Origin of the sequence: Bacillus infantis NRRL B-14911, assembly GCF_000473245.1 — a bacterium.
In the GTDB taxonomy this organism is placed as follows: domain Bacteria; phylum Bacillota; class Bacilli; order Bacillales; family Cytobacillaceae; genus Bacillus_AB; species Bacillus_AB infantis.
Genome location: NC_022524.1, coordinates 2,885,077 through 2,896,540 on the forward strand (window position 1 = coordinate 2,885,077; position 11,464 = coordinate 2,896,540).

At 46.5% G+C, this 11,464-nt stretch carries 6 protein-coding genes and 2 rRNA genes; 2 read left to right on the top strand and 6 right to left on the bottom strand.

All coding sequences use genetic code 11. The annotated features are described in order from the left end of the window. The first annotated feature begins 69 nt into the window (after nt 1-69). Nucleotides 70-1,284, top strand: a complete 1,215-nt coding sequence (locus N288_RS14625; RefSeq protein ID WP_009795545.1) for a fused response regulator/phosphatase — start codon at nt 70-72, stop codon at nt 1,282-1,284. A gap of 168 nt (nt 1,285-1,452) precedes the next feature. Here the strand turns inward: N288_RS14625 and N288_RS14630 are convergent, their stop codons facing one another. The 4 genes from N288_RS14630 to mgtE form a co-directional block, all read right to left on the bottom strand. Further along, the gene (locus N288_RS14630; protein WP_083783141.1) at nt 1,453-2,244 is read right to left on the bottom strand and encodes a CheR family methyltransferase; all 792 of its coding nucleotides are present in this window, start codon (nt 2,242-2,244) and stop codon (nt 1,453-1,455) included. Nucleotides 2,245-2,308: 64 nt separating this feature from the next. Next, on the bottom strand, nt 2,309-5,110 hold the full coding sequence (locus N288_RS14635) for a sensor histidine kinase (protein WP_009795543.1): 2,802 nt from the start codon (nt 5,108-5,110) through the stop codon (nt 2,309-2,311). A 144-nt stretch (nt 5,111-5,254) separates the two neighbouring features. Next, entirely contained in the window at nt 5,255-5,434 is a 180-nt protein-coding gene (locus tag N288_RS14640; protein ID WP_022544063.1) for an H-type small acid-soluble spore protein, read from the bottom strand. A 64-nt stretch (nt 5,435-5,498) separates the two neighbouring features. After that, nucleotides 5,499-6,845: a magnesium transporter gene (gene mgtE, locus N288_RS14645; RefSeq protein WP_009795541.1), complete on the bottom strand. Its 1,347-nt coding sequence runs from the start codon at nt 6,843-6,845 to the stop codon at nt 5,499-5,501. A gap of 147 nt (nt 6,846-6,992) precedes the next feature. Here mgtE and N288_RS14650 point away from each other — a divergent pair, with 147 nt between their 5' ends. Beyond that, the gene (locus N288_RS14650; RefSeq protein WP_022544064.1) at nt 6,993-7,616 is read left to right on the top strand and encodes a LysE family transporter; all 624 of its coding nucleotides are present in this window, start codon (nt 6,993-6,995) and stop codon (nt 7,614-7,616) included. A 655-nt stretch (nt 7,617-8,271) separates the two neighbouring features. Here N288_RS14650 and rrf read toward each other — a convergent pair. Together rrf and N288_RS14660 are read right to left on the bottom strand one after the other, a co-directional pair. Then, a 5S ribosomal RNA gene (gene rrf, locus N288_RS14655) occupies nt 8,272-8,388 on the bottom strand. A gap of 69 nt (nt 8,389-8,457) precedes the next feature. Continuing rightward, nucleotides 8,458-11,402, bottom strand: a 23S ribosomal RNA gene (locus tag N288_RS14660). Nucleotides 11,403-11,464 lie beyond the last annotated feature (62 nt).

The following is an 11,464-nucleotide window of genomic DNA, read 5'->3' on the forward strand; positions in this document are numbered from 1 at the left end:
GGCCTGTCTGAATTAAAACTGTTTTATGAGGAGCTGAAAATGCTCCCTTTCCTAAAGGAGATAGTGAGAATGTCAATTTTAATAGTGGATGACAACCAGGTGAATTTGTTTGTAGTTGAAAAAATTCTCAGGAATGCCGGCTATGAAGACTACCGGTCATTTACATCGGCTAAAGACCTGTTCAAGCACTTGGAAAACGCGGGGCCCGCTTTTGCCCAAAACACCGCGGATGTCATCCTGATGGATATTATGATGCCTGAAATGGACGGGATCGAAGCATGCAGACGCCTCCAGGAGAATCCGCTGTACCGTGACATCCCTGTCATATTTGTCACCGCCCTTGAGGATTCCCAAAAGGTAGCAGAGGCACTGGATGTAGGCGGCATTGACTACATAACAAAGCCTATCAATAAAGTGGAGCTTGCAGCCAGATTAAGAGTAGCTTTAAGGCTTAAGGAAGAAAAAGATTGGCATAAAGAGCACGAAAAGAAAATAAGGGATGAATTGGATCTTGCTCAGCAGGTCCAGCATAATCTTTTGAGCGAAATGGTTCAGGAGGATCACATACATATTAATGCTTCCTATATTCCGGCTTTTAAACTGGCAGGAGATATGTATTATTGGCATAAGATTGATGAGAACAGGTATGCTGCCATTGTTTTGGATATGATGGGGCATGGCATTTCAGCCTCCCTTGTCTGCATGTTCATCTCTTCTGTCCTGAGGGACGTTATCAGGAATTTCAGCGAGCCTGAAAGAGTAATCAAAGAGCTGAATAAATGGATGGTTATGCTTGAGAAAAAAAAGAGCGGACTCCACTACTATTTTACAGCTGTATACCTGGTGATCGATACAAAGAAAAAAACAGTAGAATACGTTAATGCCGGGCATCCGCCATGCTTTGCCCTTGTGGATGGTCGGGAGACAGTCCCAATGAAAAAAGGAAGCTGCGCCATTGGCTTTTGGGAAAACATAAAAGTCGAAAAATCTATCATTGAATACGAAAAGAGCATTCAAATCCTTTTATATACCGACGGGGTGATGGAAGCCATTGAACGGAAGTTTGAGGATGGCATTCCCTTGCTGGCAGAGGCTGCGGGCAGGAAATGGGACAAAGAAACAATTGATGCGCCCATTAATCTTGTCATCCCAAAAGAGCTCCAAGCATGCCAGCCGGACGATATGTGTGTCGTCATGATCCAAGCCAAGGCGGAAAGCGAACAGGTGCTGAAGCATCCGGCCATTGAAGCCGCACAGAAATATTCTGCTGCCGGGCTTGCTTAGAGAGATGCAGACTGGCCAGCAGGGCTGCACCCAATAAATTACCATGGGTTGCAGCAAAATGTCCTGTCCTGTCCCAAAACTATGTAAAATATCAAATGGAAGGGCGGAACCATCATTGGTTCCGCCCTTCTTATTCTGAATTTCTGCCTAACGATTCAGGCAATCTCCTTACTTTTTCGTATATAATCTCTCTTTGCCATCAAACTCCGCATAATTTTCCTTTGAACGTCCGATTCTCAGCGTTTCTTTGTTTCCAAGTCCCAGGAACCCGCCAACAGAAAGACTCTCATGAAATAGGTCAAGGACATCCTGCTGCAAATGAGGTGTAAAATAAATCATTACATTTCTGCAGATGATGACATGAAACTCATTGAAAGAGCCGTCAGTCACCAGGTTATGCTGGGCAAATATCACATTTTTTACAAGCTCCCGGTGAAAATAGGCATTGAATTCGTCAGTAGAATAATATTCTGAAAAAGCCCTCTTCCCTCCCGCCTGGATGTAATTCTTAGTATAAGTCTGCATCCTGGCAAGGGAAAATGTCCCGCTCTCTGCCTGTTTTAAAACATTTTCGTTTATATCGGTCGCATAAATCCTGGTTTTGCTGCCAAGTCCCTCTTCTTCCATTAATATTGCCATAGAATATGCTTCTTCCCCTGTAGCACAGCCTGCATGCCATATCCGGATTTCCGGGAGAGCTCTGAGACGGGGTACAACCTTTTCACGAAAAGCTCTAAAAAAGGACGGGTCCCGGAACATTTCTGTCACACTGATGGATAAATCGTCCAATATTCTATTAATGAAGCCTGGATAGTGCAGGACTTTCTCAGTGAGCCTGCTGATTGTCGGAATCTGCTCCAGCCTCATTCTATGCTGTATCCTTCTTTCCACAGAGGAGCGCATATATTGGCGGTAATCATAGCCGGAAATCAGGTAGACCGCCTCAAGGAGCAGATCCATCTCAATTTTTTCCCGTTCGTCCGCCTTAAGCACATCCTTTTTCACACATATGCCCCTTTCCAATTTACTTTGAAGCTTTTGTCAGCCACACCCGCATGACGGACAGGAGCTGATCAAGCTTCAGGGGCTTGCTGATATAATCGGATGCACCTGCATCCAGACATTTCTGCTTGTCCCCTTTCATCGCTTTTGCAGTCAATGCAATGATCGGCATTTGTTCAAGTCCATCCATGGATCTCAGCCGCTGCATTGTTTCATACCCATCCATAACAGGCATCATAATATCCATCAGAATAATGTCAATATCCCTTTTCTGCCCGACCATTTCCAGGCATTCCTGCCCGTTCTGCACTGTGGTAACTTCCATGCCCTCAGCTTTAAGCGCTTTTTCAAGCGCATAGATATTGCGGTTGTCATCATCACATATTAGCACAGATTTATTCTTAAAGATATGACGGATTTCCTTTGAAATTCCCGCAGGAACTTCCGGCTCCTCCACACCCGTGTCTGTAATTGTTTCTTCTGCGGCAGCCGAAGCGGCTATTTCGAGGTGTGCTGCTGCAGTATGCTGTTCTTCCTCAAGGCCATTAGGAAGGCTAGGTATAAACAGTGTAAAGGTACTTCCCTTCCCTTCCTCGCTATCCACGAATATCCAGCCTCCCAAAAGCTTTGCAAATTCCCTGCATATGGAAAGGCCAAGCCCTGTGCCTCCGTATTTCCTTACAGATGCACCATCTCCCTGCTGAAATGCTTCAAAGATGATCGACTGCTTGCTTTCAGGAATGCCTATTCCTGTATCAGACACTTTTATCTCTGTCCAAAAATCAGTTTTTGATTTTAAAGGCAGATTTTTTGTCTTTTCAGGATCAGCAAGATTTACTTCGATCGAAACAGAGCCCTTCTCTGTGAATTTAAAGCTGTTAGAAAGCAGGTTCTTGATAATCTGCTGGAATCTTTGCTGATCAGTATACATGATTCCGGGAAGGTCTTCAGCAATTGAAATATTAAAGTCCAGATTCTTCTTTTGTGCAAGGTGGCTGAAATTATATTCCAGATAAGAAGGCAATTCGCTCAAATTCATCTCTTCAAAGAGCATATCCAGCTTTCCGGCCTCAATCTTAGATAAGTCCAGGATGTCATTAATGAGAGAAAGCAGGTCTTTTCCTGATGAGTGGATTACTTTAGCTACTTCCTTTTGCTCCTCAGGTATCTCTTCACCCTGCCCCTCTGACAGCATTTCTGACAACAGCAGGATGCTGTTCAGCGGGGTTCTGAGCTCGTGCGACATATTGGCCAGGAATTCAGATTTATATTTTGAGCTCAATAACAGCTGTTCTGCTTTTTCTTCAATATCCTTATTGGCCTGCTGCAGATCCCGGGATTTTTTTTCTGCATCTCTTGTTCTTTCTTCAAGCTGTTCATTGATCATCCTAAGCTCTTCCGATTGCGACTGCAGCTCTTCTGACTGGACCTGAAGTTCCTCAGACTGAGTCTGGAGCTCTTCTGACTGTACTTGGAGCTCTTCTGTCATCATCTGGGATTCTTTTAATAGCCGCTCGATTTCCATTCTTCCGAGCACACTGTTGACTGTAATACCGAGCGTATCCAGCAGCTGTGTCAGAAGCTTCTCTTCAAGAGCTGTGAACTCCCTGATGGAAGCAAACTCTACGACTGCAGTGACATTCCCTTCAAACAGGACCGGGGCAATCAGTATGCTTTTAGGCTTCATTTCCCCAAGTCCGGAACTGACAAGAGAGTAGTCGTCGGGAATCTCCTTCAGCACCCTGGTCCGCTTATCCAAGGCTGCCTGTCCGATGAGTCCTTCGCCAAGGTAGAATTCCTCCCTGCCAGCATCTTTTCCATCTCCCGCATAGCTCGCCTGCTTAAGGAACTTCATGTCCCTGCCTTCGCCATTGCGCAAATAAAACGCCCCGGCAGAAGCATCCAGAATAACAGCTGCTTCTGCTATAAATTTTTCTCCCAGAGTCCTGATATCCGTTATATCCTGGTACATCGTAGCGATGTCTGCAATATTCGTCTGCAGCCAATTTTGTTCAGATATATGTTTCGTATAGTCTTTTTCTTTTAAACTATAGTCTTCAAGCGATGCAGCCATCTCATTGAAAGCAAGACCGATTTCGCCTATTTCATCCTTTGTATTAATTTCTACCCTGGGAAGGGAAGAAAGATCGGCATAATTCACCCGGGATATGACATTGATTATCTTTTTCAGGCTCATGGATGTGCTTCTAATCACCCAGAAAGCCGCTGCCACGACAGCAGTAAGACAAAGGATGGACCCTGCTATAATGCTGATTATCATTTGATCATATGTATCACGCGACTTCTCCACTGAAGCACCCATCAGGCTTTCCTGAAAAGCACTGAAGTCAGATAAGTCTTCACTAAGGCTGTCTCTCTGCTCCTGACGGCTTTCCATAAGCCTCCGCAAATCTGCTGCAGGTACATCACCATCCAGCGCCCTTATCAGATCATCCTCTGTGTTGATCAAGGCGGAGTATTCAATCTGGATCTGCGTGAGCAGATCCCGTGCCTCCTCACGATTGAGGCGGTCCTCAAGAAATGCTATGCCCTGCAGAATTGCGTTTCTGTTTTCCTCAATTCTCTCTTTGCTTTCCGCATCGGCAGCCTTTTCACTGTTAATCAGCTGCAGAATCACCTGGTCAGACTGGGTAAATCCCTGCCTGATTTCACCAGCTGTTTTAACTTTTTCATATCTGTCCTCAGTGATTTCCCTAAGGTTGCTTCTCATCCCATTCATAAAATAAACTGTCAAGAATAGGATCGCTGCCACAAATAGCATAATGATCCCAAAACCCAGGAACTGTTTCTTTCTAAAACTCATAATTTCCCCCCTAATTCAGCACTGAATGCCTATAAATAGAAAAGCGGACAGAATCCGACCTCTTTTTATACCCTTTCTTTTATGTTTCAAACATCTTTTTAAGAAAAAAATAAAAAAACCGCTCACTTTTGAGCGGCGTCCATCTTATTTTTCCAGTAATTCTCCAATTTCTACTGTCGACCTTTCTTCAAGCGGACCTCTCAAATGTACTGTTGCAGTCCGGCCATCTTCATTGAGGCTGTCAATCCATACTGATGCGCCATTATAAGTGACTTCAATGTCTGCAGATGAAGAAAGGATCTGTTTCACACGGTTTGCGTTCAAAGCAATCCCTCCAAAAAAGTTTTGTCGGTTTAGCATTTCGCAGCTGGAAGATATTTATTCCTGTTCACATCAGCTTTGATATAAAGGCAGTTGCAATGCCGAAATAAACGAATAGCGAGATAATATCATTCAAGGTTGTAATCAAAGGCCCGGAAGCCACTGCCGGATCAATATTCAGCTTATAGAGGACAAGCGGCACTATTGTCCCCGCTAGAGTTCCTATAATCAAGGTGATAATAAGAGAGCCGCCAACCACCAGGCCCAAAAATCCATTACCCTGCCAGATATATGCGATCACAGATATCAGAATGCCGCAAGTCACCCCAATAATAATCCCGACAGCAAGCTCCCTGAGAATCAGCTTTGCTGCAAGCTCCCGATCAACATCTCGGCTGATCAGCCCCCTTACAACAACTGCGAGAGATTGTGTTCCTGTATTCCCTGTCATCCCGGCTATCATCGGCATAAAGAAAGCCAGTGCAACCACCTTGGAAATCGTCTCTTCAAAGCTGCTGATGATCGATCCCGAAACAAGTCCGATAAATAGCAGCAGAATCAGCCATGGCAGCCTCCGATAGGCAGCCACGAAAGCTTTAGTGTCAAAATCAATCGATTTTCCGGAAGCTGAGAGCTTTTCAATATCCTCTGTAGCTTCCCTGATAACCACATCAATGATATCATCCACCGTAATGATGCCTACAAGCCGATCATTCTCTTCTACTACAGGCAGTGCCAGGAAATCATAGCGTTCAATCAGCATGGCTGCATCTTCCTGATCCGTTTCCGCATGAACAGAAATCACCCTGCTGAACATAATATCCCTAATCTGTTCATGAGGCTCTGCTAGAATCAAATCTCTGTAAGAAACAACTCCTGTCAAACGTTTGTCTCCATCTATCACATATAAGTAATTGATTGTTTCCGAAAATACAGCAAAAGATTTCATTTTTGCAACTGTTTCACTGACCGTATAGCTTTCCGGAATCCACACAAACCGGTTCGTCATGATCCTGCCTGCTGTTTCAGGCGGATAATTCATGATGCTCTGGACAATCTGGGATTCCTCCTGCTTCATACCAGCCAGGAGCTCCTCTATCCTTCCAGGTGAAAGGCCTTCTAAAAGCAAGGCCAAATCGTCATTATCCATCAGATCCATGACCTGGCCCGATTTTTCCACACCAAGTTTTACTAAAACTCCATACTGTTCGTCCCTTTCAAGCTCTTCAAGCAGATCTGCAATCTGTTCGGGATCAAGCAGAAGGATGAATCTCGAGCGATGCTTCTCCGGAAGCTCCTCATACAGCCTGGCAATATCATAAGGCTGCAATTCCGCAATCAGTCGCTGGAATTGCTGTTTATCCGCTTCTTTTAAATGTTTGATCAATTTTACCAAATATTGTTCATCAATCATCAATTATCAACCCCTTTGGCTTCGCTTCTACTATTCCCCATTTCTGTCTTCGCAAAGCCAGCCGCAGTTTAATCCAATTTTCTGTCGTACAAACCTATATTGCTGAATAGAATTGTACAAGCAGCAAATGAAAAGGAGTTGTTTTTTTTGAGCATATTTTTAAGCTATATCTTTCTAGGGCTTTCCCTGGCAGCTCCTATTGGCCCTATAAATGCAGCTCAGCTGGACAAGGGTATCAAAAACGGCTTTTTCCACGCCTGGCTTGTCGGATTGGGAGCAATGATAGCAGATGGAGTATATATGGTTGCCGTCTACATGGGGGTCGTGAATTTTCTTGAGATTCCTTTCGTAAAATCATTTTTATGGCTTTTTGGTTTTTTTGTGCTCGTTTATACAGGAATTGAAAGCCTTTTAACAGCAGGAAAGGTAGTATCAAACGACCGCCTTAAAGACGAATCGGCAGCAAAGTCTTTTATTTCCGGCTTTCTTATGTCCATTTCCAATCCCCTGACCATTCTTTTTTGGCTTGGCATATATGGCTCTGTATTGGCTAAAACAGCCGCAGAATATGATAAAAGCCAGATATTGATATACAGCTGTGCAATCTTTATAGGGCTGCTGTTATGGGATTTGACAATGGCAGCGGTAGCAAGCAGCTTTAGAAGGTTCATGACCAGCAGGATACTCACGCTCATTTCTATCTTATCCGGACTCTCCCTTATCGGGTTTGGACTTTATTTCGGGTATGAGGCATATAAGCTGTTTTTCTAACAATCATAGAAGTTCAGGAAAGTGCACTCTCCCTGGAAGCTGAAAAATTAGCGGTGATTGATGTGGAGATCAGAAATAGCGTTCATTTTGCTGTAAGCATAGCAGATTGGACGGTTGGTTTGGTGTAAGTGATTCTGTTCGCGACTGTGCAGGGGATGGCTGCTGGCACTAGTCAGATTTATGGCATATGGTAAATTAAATGGGGAAGTCGGTAAGTTAATCTTTCAAATGGTAGAATAATCCGCAAATTCGGTAGATTATCGGGCCAATTGATGAGATTCACGCTTTAAGCCGCTGCTCTCCCCATTATTACAATCTAAAAACCAGTTGGTCCGCCATACGCGCTTTTTACAGCTAAATTCAGGAAATTTGCAGCTGGCTTTAGTTGGATTTAAGGCATATGGTAAATTAAATGGGAAAGTCGGTAAATTAATCTTTCAAATGGTAGAATAATTCGCAAATTCGGTAGATTATCGGGCCAATTGATGAAATTCACGCTTTAAGCCGCTGCTCTCCCCATTATTACAATCTAAAACCCAGCTCGTCCGCCCGGCCGATAATTTTTACTCAAGAGCAATCCTGTTTATATAAACTTCTCCTTTTCCACTAAAAAATCGCAAAAAAAAGAACAGTCCCACAGACTGTTCTTTTTTTTGCCCGGCAGCGTCCTACTCTCACAGGGGGAGAGCCCCCAACTACCATCGGCGCTGAGAAGCTTAACTTCCGTGTTCGGTATGGGAACGGGTGTGACCTTCTCGCTATCGCCACCAGACTATTTAGATGAGGTTTTTGTTCCCTCAAAACTAGATAATGCAGAAGAAGAATTACAAAGCAATCAAATGTGGTTAAGTCCTCGATCTATTAGTATCTGTCAGCTCCACGTGTCACCACGCTTCCACCTCAGACCTATCAACCTGATCATCTTTCAGGGATCTTACTAGCTTGACACTATGGGAAATCTCATCTCGAGGGGGGCTTCATGCTTAGATGCTTTCAGCACTTATCCCTTCCGCACATAGCTACCCAGCGATGCCTTTGGCAAGACAACTGGTACACCAGCGGTGCGTCCATCCCGGTCCTCTCGTACTAAGGACAGCTCCTCTCAAATTTCCTGCGCCCACGACGGATAGGGACCGAACTGTCTCACGACGTTCTGAACCCAGCTCGCGTACCGCTTTAATGGGCGAACAGCCCAACCCTTGGGACCGACTACAGCCCCAGGATGCGATGAGCCGACATCGAGGTGCCAAACCTCCCCGTCGATGTGGACTCTTGGGGGAGATAAGCCTGTTATCCCCGGGGTAGCTTTTATCCGTTGAGCGATGGCCCTTCCATGCGGAACCACCGGATCACTAAGCCCGACTTTCGTCCCTGCTCGACTTGTAGGTCTCGCAGTCAAGCTCCCTTGTGCCTTTACACTCTGCGAATGATTTCCAACCATTCTGAGGGAACCTTTGGGCGCCTCCGTTACTTTTTAGGAGGCGACCGCCCCAGTCAAACTGCCCGCCTGACACTGTCTCCCGCCCCGATCAGGGGCGCGGGTTAGAATTTCAATACAGCCAGGGTAGTATCCCACCAATGCCTCCACCGAAGCTGGCGCTCCGGCTTCAAAGGCTCCTACCTATCCTGTACAAGCTGTACCAAAATTCAATATCAGGCTGCAGTAAAGCTCCACGGGGTCTTTCCGTCCTGTCGCGGGTAACCTGCATCTTCACAGGTACTATAATTTCACCGAGTCTCTCGTTGAGACAGTGCCCAGATCGTTACGCCTTTCGTGCGGGTCGGAACTTACCCGACAAGGAATTTCGCTACCTTAGGACCGTTATAGTTACGGCCGCCGTTTACTGGGGCTTCGATTCAGAGCTTCGCTTGCGCTAACCCCTCCTCTTAACCTTCCAGCACCGGGCAGGCGTCAGCCCCTATACTTCGCCTTGCGGCTTCGCAGAGACCTGTGTTTTTGCTAAACAGTCGCCTGGGCCTATTCACTGCGGCTTTTCCGGGCTATTCACCCTAAAAAGCACCCCTTCTCCCGAAGTTACGGGGTCATTTTGCCGAGTTCCTTAACGAGAGTTCTCTCGCTCACCTTAGGATTCTCTCCTCGCCTACCTGTGTCGGTTTGCGGTACGGGCACCTTTTCCCTCGCTAGAGGCTTTTCTTGGCAGTGTGGAATCAGGAACTTCGGTACTAAATTTCCCTCGCCGTCACAGCTCAGCCTGATGCAAACGGGATTTGCCTCGTTTGCAGCCTAACTGCTTGGACGCGCATATCCAACAGCGCGCTTACCCTATCCTCCTGCGTCCCCCCATTGCTCAAACGGTAAAGAGGTGGTACAGGAATATCAACCTGTTGTCCATCGCCTACGCCTTTCGGCCTCGGCTTAGGTCCCGACTAACCCTGAGCGGACGAGCCTTCCTCAGGAAACCTTAGGCATTCGGTGGATGGGATTCTCACCCATCTTTCGCTACTCATACCGGCATTCTCACTTCTAAGCGCTCCACCAGTCCTTGCGGTCTGACTTCGATGCACTTAGAACGCTCTCCTACCGCGGACACCTGATGGTGTCCACCCACAGCTTCGGTGATACGTTTAGCCCCGGTACATTTTCGGCGCGGAGTCACTCGACCAGTGAGCTATTACGCACTCTTTAAATGGTGGCTGCTTCTAAGCCAACATCCTGGTTGTCTAAGCAACTCCACATCCTTTTCCACTTAACGTATACTTTGGGACCTTAGCTGGTGGTCTGGGCTGTTTCCCTTTTGACTACGGATCTTATCACTCGTAGTCTGACTCCCATGGATAAGTCTTTGGCATTCGGAGTTTGTCTGAATTCGGTAACCCGATGGGGGCCCCTAGTCCAAACAGTGCTCTACCTCCAAGACTCTTACAACATGAGGCTAGCCCTAAAGCTATTTCGGAGAGAACCAGCTATCTCCAAGTTCGATTGGAATTTCTCCGCTACCCACACCTCATCCCCGCACTTTTCAACGTGCGTGGGTTCGGGCCTCCATCCAGTGTTACCTGGACTTCACCCTGGACATGGGTAGATCACCTGGTTTCGGGTCTACGACCACATACTCATTCGCCCTATTCAGACTCGCTTTCGCTGCGGCTCCGTCTGTTCAACTTAACCTCGCATGTAATCGTAACTCGCCGGTTCATTCTACAAAAGGCACGCCATTACCCTGACCCGAAGGTCATAGGGCTTTGACTACTTGTAGGCACACGGTTTCAGGATCTGTTTCACTCCCCTTCCGGGGTGCTTTTCACCTTTCCCTCACGGTACTGGTTCACTATCGGTCACTAGGGAGTATTTAGCCTTGGGAGATGGTCCTCCCTGCTTCCGACGGGATTTCACGTGTCCCGCCGTACTCAGGATCCACTCTGGAGGGAACGAAGTTTCAACTACGGGGCTGTTACCCTCTATGGCCGGCCTTTCCATGCCTGTTCATTTACTCCGTTCCTTTGTAACTCCGTGTAGAGTGTCCTACAACCCCAGGAGGCAAGCCTCCTGGTTTGGGCTAATCCCGTTTCGCTCGCCGCTACTCAGGGAATCGCGTTTGCTTTCTCTTCCTCCGGGTACTTAGATGTTTCAGTTCCCCGGGTTTGCCTCCAATGCCCTATGTATTCAGGCAAGGGTTCCATCCCATTACGGATGGAGGGTTTCCCCATTCGGAAATCTCCGGATCAAAGCTTACTTACAGCTCCCCGAAGCATATCGGTGTTAGTACCGTCCTTCATCGGCTCCTAGTGCCAAGGCATCCACCGTGCGCCCTTTCTAACTTAACCTGTTCGGCCGATGATAAGCTTCACATCTCTTCGTCATCTCAATCGTCAGCATCCTCACGTAT